A 23,409-nucleotide genomic window follows, 5' to 3' on the forward strand; every position below is an offset into this window, starting at 1 on the left:
TCGGTTCGTCTATAATGAAGGCCCCATCGGCCCCAGCCCAAACCGCACGCCTGCATGCCTTTCGACCTCAAAAAGCACCTCCCCAAGCCCGGTAACCGTTTCGTCCTGCCCGCCCTGGCAGGTTCGTCGGACGCTTATGCGCTCGCCGTCGCCGGCCTCGAATTCAAGGCGGAGAAACGCATCCTGACCGTCATCGTGGCCAATGCCAGCGACGGCCAGCGCCTGCTCGATGAAATCGCCTGGTTCGCCGACGGCAAACTGGCCTGCCACCTGCTGCCGGACTGGGAGACGCTGCCCTACGACGCCTTCTCGCCGCACCAGGACCTGGTGTCCGAACGCCTGGCGACCCTGCACGAGATCCGCAACGGCCAGTGCGACGTGCTGGTGGTCCCGGCCACCACCGCCCTGGTGCGCCTGGCGCCGCCCTCCTTCCTCGCGGCCTACACCTTCTTCTTCCGCCAGGGCGAAAACCTCGATGAAGCGAAGCTGAAAGCCCAGCTGACCCTGGCCGGCTATTCGCACGTGTCGCAGGTGATGTCGCCCGGCGAATACTCGGTGCGCGGCGGCCTGATCGACCTGTTCCCGATGGGGTCGGCCCTGCCCTACCGGCTGGACCTGTTCGGCGACGAGATCGAAACGATCCGCACCTTCGATGCCGACACCCAGCGCTCGCTGTATCCGGTGCGCGAAGTGCGCTTGCTGCCGGGCCGCGAATTCCCGATGGACGAAGCGGCGCGCACGCTTTTTCGCAGCCGCTGGCGCGAGCGTTTCGAGGGCGATCCCTCGCGTTCGCCGGTCTACAAGGACATCGGCAGCGGCATCGCTTCGGCCGGCATCGAATATTATTTGCCGCTGTTTTTCGACGAGACGTCGACGCTGTTCGACTACCTGCCGGCGGAAAGCCCGCTGGCCCTGGTCGGCGACATCGACGGTGCCATCGCCCGCTTCTGGACGGACACCGAATCGCGCTACCGCTTCCTGAAAAGCGACCGCGAACGCCCGCTGCTGGAGCCGCGCGAACTGTTCTTATCAAACGAACAGTTCTTCACCCTCGCCAAGCCGCACGGGCGCTGGAACATCGCACGCGATCCTGACGCCCCTGCTTCCGAGCTGTCGGCCCCGATTCCCGACGTCGCCGTCAACCGCCGCCTGGAAGACCCGCTGGCCAACCTGCGTTCCTTCATCTCGCGTACCGGTTGCCGCGTGATGATCTGCGCCGAGTCAAACGGACGGCGCGAGACGCTGCAGCAGTACTTCAACGAATACCACCTCGACCTGGTGCCGGTCGAAGGCTTCGAAGGCATGCGTGCCAGCGACGCCAGACTGGCGCTGGGCGTGGCGCCCTTGCAGGCCGGCTTCGAACTGCTGGAAGAATCGAGCGGCTGCATCGCCTTCATCACCGAGACCGAGCTGTATGCGGGTTCGGGACGGCGCGCCGGCAAGAAAAAGCAGGAAGCGACCAGCCAGGTCGAATCGATGGTGCGCGACCTCTCCGAGCTGAAAATCGGCGACCCGGTGGTGCACATCAACCACGGCATCGGCCGCTACATGGGCCTGATTTCGATGGACCTGGGCGAAGGCCAGACCGAGTTCCTGCACCTCGAATATGCGAAGGACACCAAGCTGTACGTGCCGGTGTCGCAGCTGCACGTTATTTCACGGTACTCGGGGACGTCCCCCGAGGATGCCCCCTTGCATTCGCTCGGCTCCGGCCAGTGGGACAAGGCCAAGAGAAAGGCTGCCGAACAGGTGCGCGACACGGCGGCCGAACTCCTGAACCTGTACGCACGCCGCGCGGCGCGCACCGGCCACGCCTTCGAATACTCGTCGATCGACTACGAGAACTTCGCCCAGAGCTTCGGCTTCGACGAGACGCCGGACCAGCGCGAGGCCATCATCAACGTCATCAAGGACATGACCTCGGGCCGGCCGATGGACCGCCTGGTGTGCGGCGACGTCGGCTTCGGCAAGACCGAAGTCGCGCTGCGCGCGGCATTCATCGCCGTCATGGGCGGCAAGCAGGTCGCGATCCTGGCGCCGACCACGCTGCTGGCCGAGCAGCACGCGCAGACCTTTGCCGACCGCTTCGCCGACTGGCCCGTGAAGATCGCCGAGCTGTCGCGCTTCAGGACAGGAAAAGAAATTAACAATGCGATCAAGGGCATGGCCGACGGCACGCTCGACATCGTGATCGGCACCCATAAACTGCTGTCGCCCGACGTCAAATTCACGCGCCTCGGACTCGTCATCATCGACGAGGAACACCGCTTCGGCGTGCGCCAGAAGGAAGCGCTGAAAGCCCTGCGCGCCGAAGTCGACGTCCTGACGCTGACCGCAACGCCGATCCCCCGCACGCTGGGCATGGCGCTGGAAGGTTTGCGCGACTTTTCGATCATCGCGACCGCGCCGCAGAAGCGCCTGGCGATCAAGACTTTCGTGCGCAGCGAAGACGGTTCCGTGATCCGCGAAGCCTGCCTGCGCGAGCTGAAACGCGGCGGCCAGATCTACTTCCTGCACAACGAAGTCGAGACCATCGAGAACCGCTACGCGATGCTGCGCGAACTGCTGCCCGAAGCGCGCATCGCGGTCGCCCACGGCCAGATGCACGAGCGCGACCTGGAAAAGGTGATGCGCGATTTCGTGGCCCAGCGCTTCAATATTTTGCTGTGCACGACGATCATCGAAACCGGCATCGACGTGCCGACCGCGAACACGATCATCATGCACCGCGCGGATAAATTCGGCCTGGCCCAGCTGCACCAGCTGCGCGGGCGCGTCGGCCGTTCGCACCACCAGGCCTATGCGTATTTACTGGTGAACGACGTGCAGACCCTGACCAAGCAGGCGCAGCGCCGGCTCGATGCGATCCAGGCGATGGAAGAACTGGGCAGCGGCTTCTATCTGGCCATGCACGACCTCGAGATCCGCGGCGCCGGCGAAGTGCTGGGCGAGAACCAGTCGGGCGAGATGCTGGAGATCGGGTTCCAGCTGTATTCGGACATGCTCAACGAGGCCGTGCGTTCGCTGAAGGCCGGCAAGGAACCGGACCTGGCGGCGCCGCTGTCGACCACCACCGAGATCAACCTGCACGTGCCGGCGCTGCTGCCGGCCGACTTCTGCGGCGACGTGCACGAGCGCCTGTCGATCTATAAACGCCTGGCCAACTGCGAAAGCGCGGGCAAGATCGACGACATGCAGGAAGAGCTGATCGACCGTTTCGGCAAGCTGCCCGAGCAGGTCAAGGCGCTGATCGAGACGCACCGCCTGCGCATCGCGGCGAAGACGGTCGGCATCGTCAAGATCGACGCGCACAGCGAAGCGGCAAGTCTTCAGTTCATGGAGAAGCCGCCGATCGACCCCATCAAAATCATCACCCTGATCCAGAAGAACCGCCACATCAAGCTGGCCGGCCAGGACAAGCTGCGCATCACCGCCGCCATGCCCGACCTCGCGGCACGGGTACTGCAGGTGAAGCAAACGATCAAACAACTCTTGGCATAAGAATAAGACGAACCATGACGATGAATCTGGTGTTACAGGGGCCCGGGGCCTCGCAGGACGTGTTGCAATCGATCGCGGCGCCGGCACGTCCGGCGCGTGTGGTTTCCTTGGCGGGTGGCGCGCTGCGCTGCGAGGACGTCGCTTCTTCACCCGGGCTCGTGGAGGCAGTGCAGGCCGCCGCGCTGGCGGCACGGGTCGATGCGACCTTCATCGAGGCGGGCCGCACGCTGTCCGACTTCGCGCTGGTGGCGATGGACATGGACTCGACCCTGATCACGATCGAGTGCATCGACGAGATCGCGGACATGCAGGGTTTGAAAGCCCAGGTTTCGGAAATCACGGAAAGCGCGATGCGCGGCGAACTCGATTTTTCGGCCAGCCTGACGCGGCGCGTCGCGCTGCTGGAAGGGCTGGAAGCCTCGGCCCTGGAGCGCGTGTACGAAGAGCGCCTGCGCCTGTCGATGGGGGCGGAAACGATGCTGGCCGCGGTACGGGCGGCCGGGCTGAAGACGCTGCTGGTCTCGGGCGGCTTTACCTTCTTCACCGACCGCCTGAAGCCGCGCCTGGGGCTGGACTACACGCATGCGAACGTGCTCGAGATCGAGCATGGCCGGCTGACGGGCCGCGTGGTCGGCGGCATCGTCGACGCCGAGGAAAAGATGCGCACCGTGCAGCGCGTGTGCGCGCAACTGGGTGTGCCGGCCTCGCGCGCGATCGTCATGGGCGATGGGGCGAATGACCTGAAGATGATGGGCGTTTCCGGGCTGTCGGTGGCGTTCCGGGCCAAGCCGGTGGTGCGGGCGCAGGCGGATGTGGCGCTCAATTTCAGCGGGTTGGATGGCATGTTGGCGGTGCTGGGCTAGGCTTCCGCGTGGGCACCCGTGCCCACGCGGAACGTCGCCTCACGTTTGCTCCATTCCGGTCGACATCCCCACGGTCCGCCACCGGTTGACCGCGCACACCCCACCCTGCACCCGCTGTCCCGCGTTAAACCCAACAAACAATTGCCCAACCGCAGGCCATTTCTCATCCACTCCTGCGCCAACGCAAATCCCCTGTCGTGCGTCCCTTGAGTCAACCGCCTCCCCCGATTTAGATTGCTTCATGCGCCCTGCATTTCCCATGGGCGCCCCGGTTCCGCCAACCTGCCCCTGGAGCACTGTCATGAAGAGCGCGTCAAGCCCGGTGTCCGTCCAGCCCGAGGACCCTGTTTCCAAGCGGCGCGTCTTCCTCAAGGCGGCCCCGGCACTCGCCGCAGCCACACTCGCGGCGCCGGTCCTGCCGGCGCGCGCGCAAACCTCGGGCGGCCCGCGCTGGTGCGGGACCTGGGGTGCGGGGCCGGCCGGCCCGCCGCCTTCAGGGAGCATCCAGACCTATTCGAACCAGACCCTGCGCCTGATCGTGCACACCAGCACCGGCGGCAACCGGGTACGCATCCGGGTGTCCAACGAAATGGGGTCGGCGCCGCTGCGGATCGGCCATGCCAGCATCGCCCTGCGGTCCAGCGGGGCGGCCATCAACCCGGCCAGCCTGCGCGAACTGCGCTTCGGCGGCCAGGCGGCGATCACGATTCCCGCCGGGACCCCGGCCATGTCCGACCCGGTCGACCTCGCCGTGCCGGCCCAGGCCGACCTCGCCGTCAGCCTCTATTTGTCCGGCAACATGCAGGGAACGACGCTCCACAACCTCGCGCTCCAGAGCAATTATCTGTCGCCCGGCGGCGACTACACCGCGACCATCTCGATGCCGGTGTCGCGGACGCTGGGGTCCTGGCCCTTCCTGGCCGAGGTCGACGTCGACGCCGCCCTGCCCTGCCTGGTGGCCCTGGGCGACTCGCTCACCGACGGCCAGGGCAGTCCTGCGAACACGAACCGGCGCTGGCCGGATTACCTGGCCCGCCGCCTGCAGGCCTCGCTCGGCGCGGCCGGACGCATCGGCATCGTGAACCGGGGCATCAGCGCCAATTCGATGCTCAAGGACTACCCGAACGCCCTGCTCGCCGGCCGCGCGGCGCTCGCGCGCTTCGACCGCGACGTCCTCGCAACCAGCGGGGTACGCTTCGTGGTCACGCTCATCGGCATCAACGACATTTGCTACAGTAACGGATCGAACCCGGTCCCGGCGAACGATCTCATCGCCGGCTACCGCCAGATGATTTCGCGCGCCCACGCACGGGGCGTCGCCATCATCGGCGCCACCCTGCCGCCCTTCGAGGGCTTTGTCTATTACACGGCCGCGCGCGACAGGGTCCGGCGCGCGGTGAACGACTGGATGCGCGCAAGCAGCGAATTCGATGGGCTGCTCGATACCGAAGCGGCGCTGCGCGATCCTGCCAGGCGCGGGCGCATCCTGGCCGCCTACGACAGCGGCGACCACCTGCACCCGAACGCCGCTGGCTACCAGGCCATCGCCAACGCGGTGCCGCTCGCGCCCTTCGTCGCCATCGGCCTCGTCGCCAGCGGCCTCGTCGCGGGCGAGCTTGCGCTCTGAGCCGAGTGCCTGTGCAGCCACCCTGCATGCTCGCGGACGGCGCCGCAGCGCTCCCGGGCACGAACCGGCTTGGCAGGGCAACGGGCTCATGTTTCGATACAACCCGAGGTGTAACAAGCTGTAATTCCGCGCCAAAATGGACACGAAAAAACTACCATGGCGTCATCAGGAGGACCGCCATGAAAAAACTCATCTTTGTCTTTGCTTCGCTGGCCGCACTGGCCGGCTGCGCCGCGCCGGGCCCCGGCCCGGCCAACTACGGCACCCGTGGCTACGCCCAATCGAACGATCCGAACGGCTGGCAAGTCGTGTCGGTGACGCCGGTTCCGGCCGGTACCGGCGCCCGTGCGGGCGATGCCGGTGTCGTCACCAGCTCGAACGTCGTCGTCAATCCGGCCCCGGCCCCGCTCTATGCCGGCCAGCCCGTGTATGCGGCGCCGCCGGTCTATGTCGCGCCGCCCGTCTACGTGCAGGATCCGTTCTGGTATCCGCCGGTCTCGATCGGCCTGGGCTTCAGTTTCGGGCGCAGCTGGGGCGGCGGCTACCACCATCGCGGTGGGGGTTACCGCCACCGTTGATCGACAGCGGCGCAGCGCATCGCGCCGCCGCAAAAATGCACCAGAACAGGGAGGCCGCACGGGATGTGCGGCCTCTTTTATTTTGTCCGCCTACGCCCTTTTCCTTACCGCTTACTTACGTTTTCCTTGCACCGACTTATGTTGTACACATGGTGCAATGCGTCATAGCAATCGATTGCTGTTGGCCAATTGCTAACCTACAATGGGTTGGGCGATGGCAATGCGGCGAGTTGTTAGCCGGTGCAGTCGAACGCAGCGCATGACCAAAAACACATAACGGAGACGGCAATGAATTTCAAGTTGAAAGCATTGGTTGCAGGAGTAGCACTGGGTTTTTCGATGTCCGGCATGGCTGCGGAGCCAATCAAGATCGGCGTGTCCGGTCCCTTCACCGGCGGCTCGGCCCCGATGGGCGTATCGATGCGCGATGGCGTCCGGCTCGCCGCCAATGAGATCAACGCCGCCGGCGGCGTCCTCGGCCGCAAGATCGAGCTGGTCGAACGCGACGACGAAGCGAAGAACGAACGCGGCGTGCAGATCGCCCAGGAGCTGATCAACAAGGAACGCGTCGCCGCGACCGTCGGCTACATCAACACCGGCGTGGCCCTGGCCTCGCAGCGCTTCTACCAGCAGGCGCAGATCCCGGTGATGAACAACGTCGCCACCGGCTCGATCGTCACCCAGCAATTCGCCACCCAGCCGATGAATTTCGTCTTCCGCAATTCGGCCAACGATACCATCCAGTCGCAGATGATCGTCGACGAGGCGATCGGCCGCCGCGGCTTCAAGAAGGTCGCGATCCTGGCCGACTCGACCAACTACGGCCAGTTAGGGCGCGCCGACCTGGAAAAGGCCCTCGAGAAGAAAGGCATCAAGCCGGTCGCCGTCGAAAAATACAACCTGCAGGACGTCGACATGACCTCGCAGCTGCTGAAGGCGAAGCAGGCCGGCGCCGAAGCCGTGCTCACCTACGGTATCGGCCCGGAACTGGCGCAGATCGCCAACGGCATGGAAAAGCTGGGATGGAAAGTGCCGATGATCGGCAGCTGGACGCTCGCCATGGCCAACTTCGTCGACAACGCCGGCAAGAACGGCGAAGGCACGCGCATGCCGCAGACCTTCATCCAGGATCCGAACACGCCGAAGCGCAAGGCCTTCATCGACGCCTACGTGAAAGCCTACAACCCGCCGGGCGGACGCATGCCCTCCGCGGTGTCGGCCGCCCAGGGCTATGACTCGATCTACCTGCTGGCCGCGGCCATCAAGCAGGCCAACTCGACGGAAGGCCCGAAGATCGTCGCCGCGCTCGAGAACCTGAACACCAAGCTCGAAGGCGTCGTCACCACCTACGACAAGCCATACAGCAAGACCGACCACGAAGCCATCAACTTCAACAACACCGTGTTCGGCGAAGTGCGCGGCGGCCGCGTCGTTCACGCCAAGTAAGGCAGCAATAAGCTGATCGTGGCCAGCCAGGAGTTTTCGGGCTGGCCATTTTCTTGTTGACCGGAGGCGCGGGGTGTCACCCCTGCGCTTCCCAGCGTGTGAAAAACGGTGGAAATCATGGATATCCTTTTGCAGCTCGTCTTCAGCGGAATCGCGCTCGGCATGATCTATGCCGTCGTCGCGTTCGGCTATCAACTCACTTTCGCCACTTCCGGCACCCTTAATTTCGGCCAGGGCGAGGCGCTGATGCTCGGCGCCCTGGTCGGCCTCTCTTTTGTCGGCGGCATCCACGGCGGCCCTTACATGAGCTACTGGCTGATGATCCCGCTGGTGATCGCCTTCGGCGCGCTGCAGGGCATGTTCGTCGAATGGATCGGCGTGCGCCCGGCCATCAAGATCAAGTCCGAATTCGGCTGGATCATGTCGACCATCGCACTGGCCATCATCTTCAAGAACGTCGCCGAAAACATCTGGGGCAAGGACGTGCTGCCCTTCCCTTCGCCGCTGTCCTCGACGCCCTTCCAGTTCATGGGCGCCAACGTGCAGCCGATGCAGGTGGCCGTGATCGTCGGCGCCCTGGCCATCATGCTCGCGGTCGAACTCTTCAACCGCAAGTCGATCTACGGCAAGGCCGTCGTCGCCACCTCGAACGACCGCGACGCCGCCGGCCTGATGGGCATTAACACGGGCCGCGTGATCACCTTCTCGTACGCGCTGTCTTCGGCCACGGCCGCCTTTGCCGGCGCGCTGATCGCGCCGCTGACGCTTACCAGCGCCACCATGGGCGCCTCGCTCGGCCTGAAAGCCTTTGCGGTCGCCATCATCGGCGGCCTGACCTCGGGCATGGGCGCGATCGTCGGCGGCCTGATCCTGGGCATCGCGGAAACCGCGACCGGCTACTACATCTCGACCGGCTACAAGGAAGTGCCGGGCCTGATCCTGCTGCTGCTGGTGCTGGCGGTGAAACCGTCCGGCCTGTTCGGCAAGGCCGCGATCAAGAAGGTCTGACATGATGAAAAATAAAACCCTGCTCGCTGCCAGCGTACTCGGGCTGATCGTGCTGGCCATGTTCCCGCACGTCTTCCCGAATCCGTATTACATCCACCTCGCCGAAACCATCCTGATCTACGCGATCCTGCTGTTCGGCCTCGACATCGTGGTCGGCTATACCGGCCAGGTCTCGCTTGGCCACGCCGGCCTGTTCGGCGTCGGCTCCTACGTCACCGGCGTGCTGGTGATGAAGCTGGGCGCGCCCTGGTTCCTCGCCATCCCCGCCAGTATCGGCATCACCGCGCTGTTCGGCGCCGTCCTCGCGCTGCCGGCGCTGCGCGTCACCGGGCCCTACCTGGCGATGGTGACGCTGGCCTTCGGCACCATCGTGCAAATCCTGATCAACGAGATGACCTTCCTGACCGAAGGCCCGCTCGGCATCATGGTCCCGAAACCGAAGGTGCTGGGCGCGGACCTGAACGAGACCCAGTATTTTTATATGGTCGCCGTCTTCATGGTGCTCTCGCTGCTGGTCGTGCACCGCCTTCTGAAATCGAACATCGGGCGCGCCTTCGAAGCGCTGCGCGACAGCCCGATCGCCTCCGACTGCATGGGCGTGTCGGTGTACCGCTACAAGGTGTATGCGTTCGTGATCAGCGCCGGCTTCGCGGGCCTGGCCGGCAGCCTGTATGCTTATTCGGAGCAGTACATCTCGCCGAACACCTACAACTTCGAACTGACCATCCTGTTCCTGCTGGCCGTGATCATGGGCGGCCGCAAGACCCGGGTCGGCGCCATTCTCGGCGCGATCATCGTCGTCATGCTGCCGAGCCTCCTGTCCGACATCGCCCTGTTCCGCCAGATCGCGGTCGGCGCCGCCGTGCTGGGCGTGATCGGTTCAGGCTTCGCGCTGGCGAAAAAACGCGCGACGCCGCGCAAGGTGCTCATTCCCCTGGTGGCCACGATCGGCCTCGCGATCTGGTCGTACCGGATCGCGAACATGGTCGACTGGCGCCTGACGATCTTCGGCCTGATGACGCTGTTCGTCGTCTACTACCTGCAGGACGGCATCGTCGGCTTCTTCCGCCAGCTGTTGGGGCGGCGCGTGCAGCATACGCAGGCGGTAGCGGCGGATGGTGCCGCAGACGCCTTCGAGGGCGTGGCGAAGGGCCAGGCCGGCGGCGACCTGCTGCGTGCCGAACAAATCCTGATGCAGTTCGGCGGCCTGAAAGCGCTGAACCAGGTCGACCTGACCGTCGCGCGCGGTTCGGTGCATGGACTCATCGGGCCGAACGGCTCGGGCAAGAGCACGATGATGAACGTCCTGACCGGCATCTACAAGCCGACCGCGGGCGGCGTCGTCTTCGCCGGCCAGCCGATCAGCGGCCGCACGCCCTCGCAAATCGCGCTGGGCGGCGTGGCGCGTACCTTCCAGAACGTGCAGCTGTTCGGCGAAATGACCGCCACCGAAAACGTGCTGGTCGGCCTGCACCACACCTTCCGCTCGACCGTATTCGACGCCATGGTCTCGACGCCGCGCCAGCGCCGCGAGGAAGCGGCCGCACGCAGGCGCGCGGCGGCCATCCTGGAATTCGTCGGCCTGTCGAACCTGGCCGACGAGGAAGCGCGAAATCTCCCCTACGGCAAGCAGCGCCTGCTCGAAATCGGCCGTGCGCTGGGCCTGAACCCGCAGCTGCTGCTGCTCGACGAACCGGCCGCGGGCCTGACGGCGCCGGACATCCGCGAGCTGATGGCGATCATCCGCAAGATCCGCGACCACGGCATCACCATCATCCTGATCGAGCACCACATGGATGTCGTGATGTCGATCTCGGACACGGTCACCGTCCTCGACTTCGGCCAGAAGATCGCCGAGGGTGTGCCCGCGCGCGTGCAGGCCGATCCGAAGGTCATCGAAGCCTACCTCGGCGGCACCGCCGAAGCCGCCCCTCCGGCCGCGGCCGCAATGTAAGGAGACCGACCATGCTCAACATTCAAAACCTGGAAGCGGCCTACGGCAAGGTGCAGGTCCTGCACGGCATTTCGCTCGAGGTCCCGCAGGGCAAACTCGTCACCCTGATCGGCTCGAACGGCGCCGGCAAGACCACGACCATGCGCGCCATCTCCGGCATGATCAAGCCGAAGGCCGGCAGCATCACCCTGGGCGGGAAAGACATCACCGGCCTCGACTCGCACCGCATCGCGCGCGCTGGTCTCGCCCATTCGCCGGAAGGACGGCGCGTGTTCGCCACCATGAGCGTCACCGACAACCTGCTGCTCGGCGCCTTCCCGCGCTTCACGCGTGCCCGGCCAAAAGGCGACGTGCAGCGCGACCTGGAAAAGGCGATGGAACTGTTCCCGCGCCTGAAGGAGCGGCGCAACCAGCTGGCGGGGACTTTATCCGGCGGCGAGCAGCAGATGCTGGCCATGGCGCGCGCCGTCATGCTGAACCCGGACGTCGTGCTGCTCGACGAACCGTCGATGGGCCTGGCGCCGATCCTGGTCGAAGAGGTGTTCCGCATCATCACGCGTTTGAAATCCGAGGGCGTGACGATGCTGCTGGTGGAGCAGTTCGCGGCCGCCGCGCTGAACGTGGCCGACTACGGCTATGTGCTGGAGAACGGGCGCATCTCGGTGCACGGCCCGGCCGAGAGCCTGAAAAACGATCCGAAGGTGGTGGCGGCCTATCTCGGCGGCGGAAATGCACATTAAGGTCGAGTACTGATGAGTGGTTCAAGTTCGTTCGAGGGACGCGACTATGCCGCAGCCCTGTGCGTCGTGCTGATCTGGGGGACGAATTTCGTGGCCATGAAGCTGGCACTGCGCGAACTCACGCCCTTCCAGCTCGGCGCCGGGCGCTACCTGTTCGCGCTGCTGCCGCTGCTGCTGTTCGTGCGCCCGCCCAGGCTGGCGCCGCGCTGGGTCGTGCTCTACGGCCTGTGCCAGGGGGTCGGCCAGTTCGGGCTCCTGTTCCTGGCGCTGCGTGCAGGGATGTCGGCCTCGGTAGCGTCGGTGCTGCTGCAGATGCAGGTCTTCTTCACCGCCCTTTTTGCGCGTGTCGTGCTCGGCGAACGCGTCTCGCGCAGGCTGCAGGGCGCGATGGGCATTGCCGCCCTGGGCCTGGCCTGCCTGTGCGTCGCCGCTTTGGGGCGCGGTTCGGCGGTGACCCCGGCCGGTTTTATCCTGTGCGTGGCAGCGAGCGCGCTGTGGGCGGCCTCGAACATCGTCGTGCGCATCGCTCAGCGCAGCACGCCGCAGTTCGATGTGCTGCCCTTCATGGTCTGGAGTTCGCTGGTGCCGATCGTTCCCTTCGTGCTGCTCTCGCTCGCCTTTGACCCGCCCTCCACCCGCTGGGACTGGCACGCCGTCTCGCTCACCGCCTGGAGTTCGCTGGCCTATCTCGGCTGGTTCGCCACCATCCTCGCTTATGCGATGTGGACGGGCCTGTTGAAACGCCATCCCGCCAACCGCGTCGCGCCTTTCAGCCTGGCCGTGCCGCCGGTCGGCATCGCGGCCGGCATGCTGGGCCTGGGCGAAGTCGTCACGCCCTGGCAGTGGGCGGGGATCGTGCTGGTGGTGGCTTCGCTGGCGCTGGTCATGGTCAGGCCGCGGGTACGGGCTGCGGCGCCGCTATAATCGCGTTTTGACAGCGCGGCTTTGACTGCACACCTTCCCATGACCACTTCGAAATTCTCGCGCTACACCGGCTCGCGCATCTTCTGGTTCCTGTTCGGCGTCGGGCTTGGCAGCATGGGGCTGTGGAGCGGACTGCGCCAGGGCCTGGTCGGCGAATCGCTGATCGGACTGGGACTGCTCCTGCTCGGCATCCAGGGCCTGCTGCGCCCGGTCGTCCTGACGCGCGCGGGGAAAATGAGCAAGGAAGAGATGTCGCGCGAGGTCTCGGTCGGATCAAGCGTGCTGCACGGCGCGCTGTCGCTGGCGATGGCGGCCTGTTTGCTGGTCGGCTTCGTGCTGAAATACCTGGTGAAGGTTTAAGCTTCGCCGAACAGGTCACCGGCATCGAGGATCGCGTATGCGATCTCCGGCTTCTCCTGCAGCCGCTTGCGGATCGCCGCCGGCACCGATTGCCTCACCTTCTTGCACAGCCCCGGCTTTTCTTCCAGCACGATGATAATGCCGCGCATCGTGCGCACTTCGTTCGGGCCCGGCGCGATGCGCAGCTCGGCGCCGATGTTCTTCCGGATGAGTTCCTGCACGTGGCGCAGGTCGGCGTAGTTGTCGATGCGCTCGATACGGTCGATGAGCTTTTGCTCCTGCTTGCGGTCGATCGCCAGCGGCCGCAGGTCGCCGTCGGGGTCGAGCAGCAGGCGATCGCGCTCGCAGACGCAGGCGCCGGGCGGGCACTCGACGCGGATCGGAAACGATAGCAGGGGCAAGGAAGCGGTCACGCGTTGTCGTCCGAGGTGGGAGGCATGGCCGATTCTAACGGAAAAGCCCCGGCCAGCATCGCCAGCATCCGCTTGTGGTGCGAGCCTTTCCAGAACACGCGGCCGCAGGCGTCGCAGGTCGTGAATTCATCATGGGTCGCGCGCACCGCTTCCGGCAGGCGCTCCAGCACGGCGGCCTTGTCGACCGCACGCAGCGGCAGGTTGCAGTGCAGGCACAGGGTGAATGGCCGGGCCAGCGCGGCCAGGCCGAGGCGTTCGAACAGTTCGCGCAACTGCGCCTCGGGCCGGATCGTGTGCAGGTAGCAGCCCTGTTCGACCTCGCGCCGCTTGAGCAGTTCGCGGTCGCGCGTGAGCACGGTGCGCCCCTCGCGTCCGGCGATGGCGACGATTTCTTCATCTTGATAGCCGTTGTCGTAGAGCGTATCGAAGCCGGCCATCCGCAACAGGCGCGCCAGGCCGCCGAGGTGGGCGTCGGCGATGAAGCGGATCCCGCTCGCGGCACGGCTGCGCTGCGGATAAACGGCGACATCGTCGCCCTCCTCCAGCATCCGCTCCAGTCCCGCCGCTGCGCCGTTCACCAGCAGGCACCCGACTTCGGTATGCGGCACGCCGAGCGCCTCGATCATGTGCTTGGTCGTGGCGGCGCGCGCGCAGGGCGTGGCGAAGGCTGCGTCCTTGCGCGCGCGCGGCAGGAAGTCGTTCAATTCCCCGAAAAAGCGAAAGCTCGCCTGGACCATGGCGCCCTCATGCCGTAGCGATGCCGCCGGTAGCACGCAGGACGTCGAGCGCGTTCGGCACCGCCTCGCCGGCTGCCGTATTATCGAAGATGCACCACACCTGGCGCCCGGCCGCGCGGTGCACGTCGATGTCGCGCACCAGCGCGTCGAGGTAGTCCTGCGGGTAGGAGGAATAGTAAATTCGCGGCGCCCCATGCAGGCGCAGGTAGATGTCGTTCGTCGTCGGGACGTGCGGCCCCGGCTGGCCGGCGGCCGGGTCGGCGATCACGCGCGTGACCTTCCGCTCGCGCAGCACCTCGGTAGCGATGTCGCTGAACCAGCTCGGATGGCGCCCTTCGCAGGCGATCATGCAGCCGAAGGTGTCGTACAGCTTCAGGAAGAAATCGCGCGCGGTCTCGTCGTGGAAGCCGAGCTTGGGCGGCGTCTGCACCAGCAGGCAGCCGAGCTTGTCCTTCAACTCCTTTACTTCGTTCGCAAAACGCGCCAGCAAGTCGTCGATGTCGCGCATCTGGGCGTCGTGGGAGATCGCACGCGGCACTTTGACCGAGAAGCGAAAACCGGCCGGCACACTGTCCGCCCAGCGCGCATAGGTCTTGGGCTGGTGCGGCTTGTAGAAGGACGAGTTGATTTCCACCATCGGGAACACGGCCGCATAGCGTTCGAGATGGCTACCGGTGGGCGGAAAGGCGGCGGCCGCTTCTTTCGGGATGTTCCAGCCGGCGCAACCGATGAGGGGGGCGGCATCGCTCTGTTTTTTCATTGACGCTCTTGCACTTGATGTTGCGCCGATTGTACGCCCGCGGCGCTTGCCGGGGCGCATGCTTGAGCTGCGCAGCGCCAGCCTTGCGCCTCAAGCTGCCAGGCCTGGCGCCCGTGCCAGCCTGGTCATTGCAAACGACACCGTCTCGGGTACAAAGGGGGCGATCGATTCGAGGGCGTCGGCACAAATGCTGTCCGCAGTCGCGCGCGCGGCGTTCGCCAGCGCACTGCCGGCCGGTAGCAGAACGGCGTCGCGGATTCCATTGCCGCCGTCGCGCCGCACGAGGCCTATTTTCTCGAGCACGATTAACTGGCGCAGGACAGCCGATGGAGACTGGCCGGCCGGCCGGGCAAGTTCAGGAATGCTTGCCCGTCCACCGTCCGCTTGCGCAAGCAAATCGAGCAGCGCGAAGTCGCCGAAACTGATGCCGTGATACGTGCCCAACTCGTCGTCGAGCCTGAGCTGCAGGCTGGCGTGGGCACGATGCAGCCCCAGGCAGAAATCGAGATGGATGCTCATCGCGGTTCGCTCCCCGCCAGGTCGTAGCCGTGTTCGCCCAGGCACGGGATTTCCTGGCGCCACAGGCTGACCAGCAGGTCGAGTTCCTGCGCGACATCGAACGCCGGATCGCCATCGGGTTTGACCATGTCGAGCACCTCGAAGCGAAAGCTCGCCTCCCCGTGCTCGACCCAGTCCCGCGCAAGCCGCGCATTGCGATGCTGCCCGTGCCGCAGCTCGAACCGGTGCCGGTTGAGCGTGCCGTGAACGTCCGTACTGCCTGAGACCATGGCACGCTCCGTGACCTGGTTGCGGATCGCATACACGCCGGCCCGGGTCGCCGTCTCCAGATACTGCCGTTTCAGCATTTGCTTGTTTGTCATCATGAATCCTTTTGCGGCCAGGCCGGGTTGGGGTAGACGAATAATATCCGGGTAAAATTACGGCGTCAATAATACCCGGGTAAAATGAGACATGTTCGGCAGGTTTTGCGTGGTGCTCTTAGAATGGCGATAACACGATTTTTCGAAGGAGTACTCCGTGACCGATCCGATCCACATCGTCTGCCCCGCCTGCGACGCCGTCAACCGCCTGGCCCCGGCGCGCCTGGCCGACAATCCCACCTGCGGCAAATGCGCCGCGCCCCTGTTCGCCGGCCGTCCGCTCGACGTCACTGCCGGACGCTTCAACAAACACATCGCCCGCAACGACATCCCGGTGCTGGTCGACTTCTGGGCCGAGTGGTGCGGTCCGTGCAAGATGATGGCGCCCGCCTACGCCCAGGCCGCAACCCGGCTCGAGCCGCGCGTGCGCCTGCTGAAGGTCGATACCGAGCGCGCCCAGGAGCTGTCCGCGCAGTTCGCCATCCGCAGCATTCCGACGCTGGCCCTGTTCCGCGGCGGACGCGAGGTGGCGCGCCAGCCGGGGGCGATGGATGCGGGCAATATCGTGGCCTGGGTGCAGTCGAAACTGTAGACGGGCGCATTCCTGCAACGTTAGCGAAAATGCCACGAGGCGCTGCTACAATGCATGCAGGCGGGGTCGTCCCATTCAGGAATCAACAAGGAGCCATTCATGTCGCAACAACTCGTTCTGGACAGCGGGACCGAAGACGCCAAGCAGATGGCGCGCATCCTTTACCTGGTCCATGCCTGCACCTTCTTCTTTTCGCTCGGCATGCTGTCCTTCCTGCCGCTGATCGTCAACTACCTCAAGCGCCCGGAAACGAACGGCACCATCGTCTACAGCCACCACAGCTGGATGATCCGCTCGTTCTGGTTCTACGCGCTGTGGATGGTGGTCGGCTTCATCCTGTTCGCCACGCTGATCGGTATCCCGGTCGCATGGCTGGTCTGGGGATTGGCGTGGTTGTGGAAGGCCTATCGTCTAATTCGTGGTTTTTTGGATTTGAACAGCAACAAAGCGATGCCGATCTGAGGATTGTTTCGCGCTTTTCGACATATTCGCAGCTAGAATACTTTCCTGATGGCACCACTACTATTCGGGATGAGATATGAAATCGGTTCAGCAGGAAGTCGACGAGCGCAGCAATCTGACGGGCACCAACAAGTTCGAGCTGCTGCTGTTCCGCCTCGGCGGGGATGACAATGGCGAGCGCAGCGAGCTGTTCGGCATCAACGTCTTCAAGATCCGCGAAATCGTGGCCATGCCCGCGATCACGGCCGTGGCCGGGTCGCCCTCGCACGTGCTGGGCGTGGTCAACCTGCGCGGCCAGATCATCCAGGTGCTGGACTTGCCGGCAATCGCCGGCGTCAAGCCCAAGACCGGCCTGAACATCATGCTGGTCACCGAGTTCGCACGCACGACGCAGGCGTTCGCCGTCGAGAGCGTGGAAGAGATCGTGCGCCTGGACTGGAGCCAGGTGATGTCGGCGGAAAAGAGCACTGGCAGCGGCATGGTCACGAGCATTGCCCGCCTCGAGGGCGAGAACGGCACGCCGGGCCGCCTGGCCCAGGTGCTCGACGTCGAGACCATCCTGCGCAACATGAATCCGGAATCGGCGCCCGACATCAGCCAGCAGACCGTCGGCGCGAAGATCCAGATCAGGCCGGGTGCCGTGATCCTGGCCGCCGACGATTCGGTCGTCGCGCGGGCACTCATCGAACAGGGCCTGGACGCGATGGGCCTGCCCTTTATCATGACCAAGAGCGGCAAGGAAGCCTGGGATCATTTGAACACGATCGCCAACGCGGCCGAAACCGAAGGCAAGAGCGTGTACGACCGCGTGGCCCTGGTGCTGACCGACCTCGAGATGCCGGAGATGGACGGTTTTACGCTCACCCGCAACATCAAGAAAAGTGCGCGCTTTGCCAATTTGCCGGTGGTGATCCACTCCTCGCTGTCGGGTACGACGAACGAGGAACACGTCAAGAACGTCGGCGCCGATGCGTATGTGGCGAAGTTCTCGGCGGAGGATTTGTCGACGACGCTGCGCCGGGTAATGAAGCAATAAGCGCAGGCAGGAAAGACAAAGGGCGCGTGGCGGAAGGTTCCGCCACGCGCCCTTTTTTCGTTATTGCGCCATCGGCAAAGCTGGGGTCAGGTCTGACTTTCAGACACGAGCTCTGCCTTAGTCGGCGTCGAATGGTTGAGGCCGTGTCCAAATGTCAGACCTGACCCCAGCCTTTTAGCGCTCGCGCGCGGCTTCGTGCCAGGCTTTCTGCATCGGCGAGAGCAGGTACTCGAGCACGGTGCGGGTGCCGAGCAGGATTTCGGCGTTGGCCTGCATGCCGGCGCTGAGCGGGAAGCGCGTGCCGTCCGCTTCCAGCGCCGAGGCGTCGAGCGCGACGAGCGCCTTGTAGGTCGAGCGCGGCGTTGCGCCCGGGGCAGCGTTCGGCATGCCCTCCTGGGTGGCGTCGCTCGCGTCGGCGCCGATATGCTCGACCCGTCCCTGCGCCATGCCGTACTTCTGGAACGGGAAAGCGGCAAATTTCATGCGCACCGACTGGCCCTCCTTGACGAAGCCGATGTCGTCGTTCGACAGCCACACTTCCGCGCGCAGGCTTTCGTGCTGGGGCACCAGGGTCAGCAGCACCGTGCCGGGCTGGACCACGGTACCGATCGAATGGGTGGCCAGGTCCTTGACCACGCTATCCTGCGTCGCCTTCAATTCCAGCAGTTCCTTGCGGTGGGTCTGCTTGGCCAGTTCCTGCGACAGCTGGTCGAAGGCGCGCTGGGCTTCGCCGCGCTCGACGTGCAACTGGCGCCGGTAGTCCGAGTCGATCTGCACCAGCTTCATTTCCGACTGCTGCACGCCGGCACGCGCCGATTCGATCATATGGGCCTGGGTCGCCAGCTCTTCCTCTTTCTCGATGCGTTCACGGCGCTTGTCGCTGACCAGCACGCCGTTGGCGAAACCGTCGCGGCCCAGCTTCTCGAACGCTTGTTCCTGTTCGCGGTAATGCGGCCGGATCGCGCGGAACTTGTGCTCGATCTCGAGCGCGGCGGCCAGGTCCTGGCGCGCTTTGGCGAGGCGGCTGCGTTCCTCGGCCAGCGCGGCCTGGAAGGCGGCGCGGTCGGCGCGGTACTGCGCCTCTGCGGCGGCGGCGAGGTGGGCCGAATCGCCGGGCTTGGCCTGGAACGGCGCGTCGGCCAGTTCGGCGTCGATCCGGCGCAGCGCCAGGCCTTTGCCCTGCAGGTCGGACTGAACGGATTTGGCGTCGGCGTCGGTGAGCAGGGTGTCCATCCGCATCAGGACCTGCCCGGCGCGCACGGTATCGCCTTCGCGCACCAGGATTTCCTTCACGATGCCCGATTCGGCCGGCTGGACGATCTTCACGTAGGTCTGCGGCACCAGCTTGCCCTCGGCGACGGCGACGATGTCGAGGTGGCCGAAGTACGACCACGCGGAACGATCGAAGCTGAACACTTCGTCGACCTGCAGGCCGCGCGAGATCTGGTGCGTGATGAAGACCATCGTGACCTTGCCCTTGAGCGAATTCACGGTCCGCGCGAACTGTTCGGCGGTGTGCTGGTCGAGGTTCGAGACGGCTTCGTCGAAAATCAGGATCCTGGGTTTGCGCAGCAGCGCGCGCGCAATGGCCAGGCGCTGGCGCTGTCCACCGGACAGGCCGGTGCCGCGCTCGCCGATCTCGGTCTGGTAACCGTTCGGCAGCTTCTCGATGGTCTCGTGGATCTCGGCTGCCTTGCAGGCCGCGATCACGTCCTCGAAGCTGGCGTGCGGATGCGCCATCACCAGGTTGTCGTAGATGGTGCCGGAAAACAGCACGGTCTCCTGCGGCACGACGCCGAACACTTGCCGTAGCTCATTCGCGGCCAGGAAGCGGATATCGCGCCCGTCGAGCTGGATCAGGCCGTCGCTCGGCTGGTAAAAGCCCAGCAGCAGCTTGGCAAGGGTGCTCTTGCCGCAGCCCGATGGCCCCATCAGCACGGAGAGGCGTCCCGGCTTGAACGCGAGGTTCAGGTTGCGGTACAGGAAGGGATGGTGCTCGGAATAGCGGAAGGCGACATTCACCAGTTCGAGCGCGCCCTGCCTTCCGGCCTCGCGGCTCGGCGTCAGCGCGTAGGGCTCGGCCGGCATGTCCATCATGTCGCCCAGTCGTTTCACGGCAATGTTCGCCTGCTGGAATTCCTGCCACAGGCTTGATAAGCGCAGCATCGGCTGGCTCATGCGTCCGGCAAACATCTGGAAGGCGACCAGCATACCGATCGTGAAGCCGTCGTTCTGCATCACCAGCAAGGCGCCGACCAGCAGGATCGACAGCGTCATCACCTGCTCGATGGCATTCGCGGCCACGTTGTAGGTGTTGCCGACCTGCTTGGTCGAGAAGCCGGCCGCCAGCGACTGGGCCAGCAGGTCGCTGTATTTGCGGTCGACGTCCGGTTCCATCTGCAGCGACTTCACGGTTCCCATGCCCGCCAGGTATTCGGTAAGGAAAGCCTGGTTGCGCGCGCCGAGCATGAACTGCTTGTTCAGGCGCTCGCGAAACAGCGGGGTGACCAGCACGCTCATGACGGCGATGACGCCGAGCAGGCCGACCGCGATCAGGGACAGCTGCCAGCTGTAGCTGAACATCACGGCCAGGAAGATCAGCAGGAACGGCAGGTCGAGGATCAGCGTGACGGCCGCGCCGGAAATGAATTCGCGGATCGTCTCGACGCCATGCAGGCGCGCGACCAGGGTCCCGGTCGGACGCTGCTCGAAAAAGGGGAGCGACAGGCGCAGCATGTGGCGGAACACTTCGCTCCCCAGCACGGCGTCGATGCGGTTACCCGTGTGCAGCACCAGGGACGGTGAGCACGAAAAAAAACCACCGCATGCGGTGGTTTTCATCTCTCCGGACTGGGCGGCGACTGCCTTACAGCTGTCCCAGCGCCTGCGCGATATCGGCGATCAGGTCATCCGTATCTTCGAGGCCGATATTGAAGCGCACCAGCGTGCCCTTCCCTTCCCAGTTGCGGCGGATTGCCGCCATCCGGTAGGGCATCACGAGGCTATTCGCACCGCCCCAGCTGTAGCCGAGGCCGAACAAGGCGAGCGAATCGACGAACCGGTCGGTCTGCGCTTCCGTGTAGCGCTCGTCGAAAATCACCGAGAACAGGCCGCCGGCGCCGGTGAAGTCGCGCTTCCAGGTGTCGTGGCCCGGGCAGTCCGTGAAGGCCGGGTGCAGCACGCGGGTGATCTCGGGACGCCCTTTCAACCAGGCCGCAACGGTGCGCGCCCCGGCATCGTGGGCGTCGAAGCGCAGCTTCATGCTCGGCAGGCCGCGCATGACGAGATAGGCGTCATCCGCGCTCACGCCCAGGCCGAGGCGCATGTGCGCCATGGCGAGCTGGTCGTGCACGGCGCGATCAACTGTCATCACGGCGCCCATCAGCACGTCCGAACCGCCCGACTGGTACTTGGTCAGCGCCTGCATGACGATATCGACGCCCAGGTCGAAGCCGCGCAGGGCCAGGCCCGCCGACCAGGTGTTGTCGAGGGCGACCAGCACGCCGCGCGCGTGGGCGGCGGCGCAGATCGCCGGCAGGTCGGGCACTTCCATCGACACCGAGCCCGGGGCCTCGGTCCAGATCAGCTTCGTGTTCGGCTGGATCAGGTCCGCGATGCCGGCGCCGATCAGCGGATCGTAATAACGCGCCGTGATGCCGAAATCGTTCGCCAGCCAGCGCCCCAGTTCGCGGTTCGGGTTGTAGACGTTATCGGGCAGCAGGACGTCGTCGCCGGTTTTCAGGAGCCCGAAGTCGACCATCGCGATCGCGGCCAGGCCCGAAGGCGCGAGCAGGCAGTGATGGCCGCCCTCGATTTCGGCCAGGCGTGCTTCCAGCGTGAACGTGGTCGGCGTGCCGTGCAGGCCGTAGGTATAGGCGTTCTTCTCTTTCCACTCGCCCGAGCGCATCGCGGCGACGTCCTTGAACAGCACCGTCGAGGCGTGGTGGATGGCCGGCGGGAAGGCGTCGAAGCCTTCCGGCGCCGTGTAAGCCGTGTGGACCAGCGTGGTCTGGAGCGACTTCTTCGTCATGGTCCCCGCCTTCTTACGCCAGGGTGGCCCACAGGTCGTGGGCGTCGGCCTTGGTGACGATCACGTCGGCGAACTGGCCGACCGCCAGCTTGCTCTTGCCGGGAACGAGCGGGCGCTTGATGTGGACCACGCCGTCGATTTCGGGCGCGTCGGCGGACGAACGGCCGATCGCTTCGCGCGGGCCGACTTCGTCGACCAGCACGCGGATGGTCTTGCCGACCTTGGCCTGCAGGCGCTTCATCGAGATTTCTTCCTGCAGCAGCATGACGCGCGCACGGCGTTCTTCGCGCACTTCCTGCGGCACCGGATTGGCCAGCTCGTTGGCGGTCGCGCCTTCGACCGGCGAATAGGCGAAGCAGCCCAGGCGGTCGATCTGCGCCTCGCGCAGGAAGTCGAGCAGGTATTCGAACTCGGCCTCGGTCTCGCCCGGGAAGCCGGCGATGAAGGTCGAGCGGATCGTCAGGTCCGGGTTCATCTTGCGCCAGGCCAGGATGCGGTCCAGGTTCTTCTCGCCCGAAGCCGGACGCTTCATGCGCTTCAATACGTCCGGATGCGCGTGTTGCATCGGGATGTCGAGGTAAGGCAGCACGTGGCCGTCGCCCATCAGCGGGATGACCTGGTCGACGTGCGGATACGGATAGACGTAATGCAGGCGCACCCAGGCGTCGTACTGGCGCGCCAGCTGGCCGAGGGCCTCGGTCAGCTGCGTCATGTGGGTCTTGATCGGGCGGCCGTTCCAGAAACCGGTGCGGAATTTGACGTCGACGCCGTAAGCGCTGGTGTCCTGCGAAATCACCAGCAGTTCCTTCACGCCGGCCTTGAACAGGTTTTCGGCTTCGATCAAGACTTCATGGATCGGGCGCGAGACCAGGTCGCCGCGCATCGACGGGATGATGCAGAAGCTGCAGCGGTGGTTGCAGCCTTCGGAAATTTTCAGGTAGGCGTAGTGCTTGGGCGTGAGCTTCACGCCGTGGTCCGGCATCAGGTCGATGAAGGGGTCGTGCGGTTTCGGCAGGTGCAGGTGCACCGACTCCATCACTTCCGCCATCGCGTGCGGGCCGGTCACGGCCAGCACCTTCGGGTGCACCTTGGTGATGATGTCCTGGCCCGAGGCGTCTTTTTTCGCGCCCAGGCAGCCGGTGACGATGACTTTGCCGTTTTCGGCCAGCGCTTCGCCGATCGCGTCGAGCGACTCCTGCACCGCGGCGTCGATGAAGCCGCAGGTGTTGACGATCACGAGGTCCGCGCCGGCATACGACTTGGCGGTCTGGTAACCCTCGGCGCGCAGCTGGGTCAGGATCTGTTCCGAGTCGACCAGCGCCTTCGGGCAGCCGAGCGAGACGAAACCGACCTTCGGGGCGGCGGCTGGAGCAGCAGCGGCAACTTCAGGATTGGCGGCGGGGACGGGATTGCGGCGGAGTTCGAGCATGGAGTGGAGGCGACAAAGGTTCTGGGCAATCTGCGATTGTACCTGAACGCGCAGTTCGGGAACACCGG

At 65.1% G+C, this 23,409-nt stretch carries 22 protein-coding genes; 13 read left to right on the plus strand and 9 right to left on the minus strand.

Annotated elements, in window-relative coordinates; translation table 11 throughout:
• Positions 1-54 precede the first annotated feature (54 nt).
• The 5 genes from mfd (at position 55) to AC1MEM_RS18425 (ending at position 8,015) form a co-directional block, all read left to right on the plus strand.
• Positions 55-3,501 (plus strand): transcription-repair coupling factor, encoded by a 3,447-nt coding sequence (gene mfd, locus AC1MEM_RS18405; protein ID WP_499472921.1) that lies wholly within the window; start codon positions 55-57, stop codon positions 3,499-3,501.
• A 20-nt stretch (positions 3,502-3,521) separates the two neighbouring features.
• Positions 3,522-4,364: a phosphoserine phosphatase SerB gene (gene serB / locus AC1MEM_RS18410; protein ID WP_499477693.1), complete on the plus strand. Its 843-nt coding sequence runs from the start codon at positions 3,522-3,524 to the stop codon at positions 4,362-4,364.
• Positions 4,365-4,665: 301 nt separating this feature from the next.
• On the plus strand, positions 4,666-5,991 hold the full coding sequence (locus tag AC1MEM_RS18415; protein ID WP_499472923.1) for an SGNH/GDSL hydrolase family protein: 1,326 nt from the start codon (positions 4,666-4,668) through the stop codon (positions 5,989-5,991).
• 179 nt (positions 5,992-6,170) lie between these two features.
• Positions 6,171-6,569 carry a membrane lipoprotein lipid attachment site-containing protein gene (locus tag AC1MEM_RS18420; protein ID WP_499472925.1) on the plus strand — a complete coding sequence of 133 codons (399 nt, stop codon included), beginning with the start codon at positions 6,171-6,173 and terminating at the stop codon, positions 6,567-6,569.
• A gap of 288 nt (positions 6,570-6,857) precedes the next feature.
• Positions 6,858-8,015 carry an ABC transporter substrate-binding protein gene (locus tag AC1MEM_RS18425; protein ID WP_499472927.1) on the plus strand — a complete coding sequence of 386 codons (1,158 nt, stop codon included), beginning with the start codon at positions 6,858-6,860 and terminating at the stop codon, positions 8,013-8,015.
• Here the strand turns inward: AC1MEM_RS18425 and AC1MEM_RS18430 are convergent.
• Complete coding sequence (locus AC1MEM_RS18430; protein WP_499472929.1) at positions 8,003-8,134, minus strand: hypothetical protein; 132 nt, start codon at positions 8,132-8,134, stop codon at positions 8,003-8,005. The two genes, AC1MEM_RS18425 and AC1MEM_RS18430, sit on opposite strands and share 13 nt — an antisense overlap.
• Here AC1MEM_RS18430 and AC1MEM_RS18435 point away from each other — a divergent pair.
• Genes AC1MEM_RS18435 through AC1MEM_RS18455 form a run of 5 tightly spaced genes read left to right on the plus strand, consistent with a single transcriptional unit; the run spans position 8,133 to position 13,001 of the window.
• Positions 8,133-9,023 carry a branched-chain amino acid ABC transporter permease gene (locus AC1MEM_RS18435; protein ID WP_499472931.1) on the plus strand — a complete coding sequence of 297 codons (891 nt, stop codon included), beginning with the start codon at positions 8,133-8,135 and terminating at the stop codon, positions 9,021-9,023. The two genes, AC1MEM_RS18430 and AC1MEM_RS18435, sit on opposite strands and share 2 nt — an antisense overlap.
• Position 9,024: 1 nt before the next feature.
• Positions 9,025-10,977, plus strand: coding sequence for a branched-chain amino acid ABC transporter ATP-binding protein/permease (locus AC1MEM_RS18440; protein ID WP_499472933.1), 1,953 nt, complete (start codon positions 9,025-9,027; stop codon positions 10,975-10,977).
• Positions 10,978-10,988: 11 nt separating this feature from the next.
• Complete coding sequence (locus AC1MEM_RS18445; RefSeq protein WP_499472935.1) at positions 10,989-11,717, plus strand: ABC transporter ATP-binding protein; 729 nt, start codon at positions 10,989-10,991, stop codon at positions 11,715-11,717.
• A gap of 12 nt (positions 11,718-11,729) precedes the next feature.
• Complete coding sequence (locus AC1MEM_RS18450; protein ID WP_499472937.1) at positions 11,730-12,641, plus strand: EamA family transporter; 912 nt, start codon at positions 11,730-11,732, stop codon at positions 12,639-12,641.
• Between the two features lie 39 nt (positions 12,642-12,680).
• The gene (locus AC1MEM_RS18455; RefSeq protein ID WP_499472939.1) at positions 12,681-13,001 is read left to right on the plus strand and encodes a hypothetical protein; all 321 of its coding nucleotides are present in this window, start codon (positions 12,681-12,683) and stop codon (positions 12,999-13,001) included.
• Here AC1MEM_RS18455 and AC1MEM_RS18460 read toward each other — a convergent pair.
• The 5 genes from AC1MEM_RS18460 to AC1MEM_RS18480 form a co-directional block, all read right to left on the minus strand.
• Entirely contained in the window at positions 12,998-13,414 is a 417-nt protein-coding gene (locus tag AC1MEM_RS18460; protein ID WP_499472941.1) for a hypothetical protein, read from the minus strand. The genes AC1MEM_RS18455 and AC1MEM_RS18460 overlap by 4 nt on opposite strands.
• Positions 13,411-14,151 carry a Mut7-C RNAse domain-containing protein gene (locus AC1MEM_RS18465; protein ID WP_499472943.1) on the minus strand — a complete coding sequence of 247 codons (741 nt, stop codon included), beginning with the start codon at positions 14,149-14,151 and terminating at the stop codon, positions 13,411-13,413. The genes AC1MEM_RS18460 and AC1MEM_RS18465 overlap by 4 nt, the downstream gene beginning before the upstream one ends.
• Before the next feature lie 7 nt (positions 14,152-14,158).
• Positions 14,159-14,911, minus strand: a complete 753-nt coding sequence (locus AC1MEM_RS18470) for a DUF72 domain-containing protein (protein ID WP_499472945.1) — start codon at positions 14,909-14,911, stop codon at positions 14,159-14,161.
• Positions 14,912-15,001: 90 nt separating this feature from the next.
• Positions 15,002-15,430, minus strand: coding sequence for a helix-turn-helix domain-containing protein (locus AC1MEM_RS18475; RefSeq protein ID WP_499472947.1), 429 nt, complete (start codon positions 15,428-15,430; stop codon positions 15,002-15,004).
• The gene (locus AC1MEM_RS18480; protein WP_499472949.1) at positions 15,427-15,795 is read right to left on the minus strand and encodes a GIY-YIG nuclease family protein; all 369 of its coding nucleotides are present in this window, start codon (positions 15,793-15,795) and stop codon (positions 15,427-15,429) included. Before AC1MEM_RS18480 ends, AC1MEM_RS18475 begins: the two co-directional genes overlap by 4 nt.
• A 154-nt stretch (positions 15,796-15,949) precedes the next feature.
• Between AC1MEM_RS18480 and trxC the strand changes: the two genes are divergently transcribed.
• The 3 genes from trxC to AC1MEM_RS18495 all read left to right on the plus strand — a co-directional run bounded on the left by trxC (position 15,950) and on the right by AC1MEM_RS18495 (position 17,882).
• On the plus strand, positions 15,950-16,384 hold the full coding sequence (gene trxC / locus AC1MEM_RS18485) for a thioredoxin TrxC (RefSeq protein ID WP_499472951.1): 435 nt from the start codon (positions 15,950-15,952) through the stop codon (positions 16,382-16,384).
• Between the two features lie 99 nt (positions 16,385-16,483).
• On the plus strand, positions 16,484-16,846 hold the full coding sequence (locus tag AC1MEM_RS18490) for a DUF4870 family protein (RefSeq protein ID WP_499472953.1): 363 nt from the start codon (positions 16,484-16,486) through the stop codon (positions 16,844-16,846).
• Between the two features lie 76 nt (positions 16,847-16,922).
• Positions 16,923-17,882: a chemotaxis protein gene (locus AC1MEM_RS18495; protein ID WP_499472955.1), complete on the plus strand. Its 960-nt coding sequence runs from the start codon at positions 16,923-16,925 to the stop codon at positions 17,880-17,882.
• Positions 17,883-18,056: 174 nt separating this feature from the next.
• Here AC1MEM_RS18495 and AC1MEM_RS18500 read toward each other — a convergent pair whose 3' ends face one another.
• Genes AC1MEM_RS18500 through rimO form a run of 3 tightly spaced genes read right to left on the minus strand, consistent with a single transcriptional unit; the run spans position 18,057 to position 23,341 of the window.
• Positions 18,057-20,723: an HlyD family type I secretion periplasmic adaptor subunit gene (locus AC1MEM_RS18500; protein WP_499472957.1), complete on the minus strand. Its 2,667-nt coding sequence runs from the start codon at positions 20,721-20,723 to the stop codon at positions 18,057-18,059.
• Positions 20,724-20,748: 25 nt separating this feature from the next.
• Positions 20,749-21,912: a cystathionine beta-lyase gene (locus AC1MEM_RS18505; protein ID WP_499472959.1), complete on the minus strand. Its 1,164-nt coding sequence runs from the start codon at positions 21,910-21,912 to the stop codon at positions 20,749-20,751.
• A 13-nt stretch (positions 21,913-21,925) separates the two neighbouring features.
• Positions 21,926-23,341: a 30S ribosomal protein S12 methylthiotransferase RimO gene (gene rimO, locus AC1MEM_RS18510; protein ID WP_499472960.1), complete on the minus strand. Its 1,416-nt coding sequence runs from the start codon at positions 23,339-23,341 to the stop codon at positions 21,926-21,928.
• Between the last annotated feature and the right edge of the window lie 68 nt (positions 23,342-23,409).

The organism is Telluria sp. AIW5 (genome assembly GCF_056680575.1).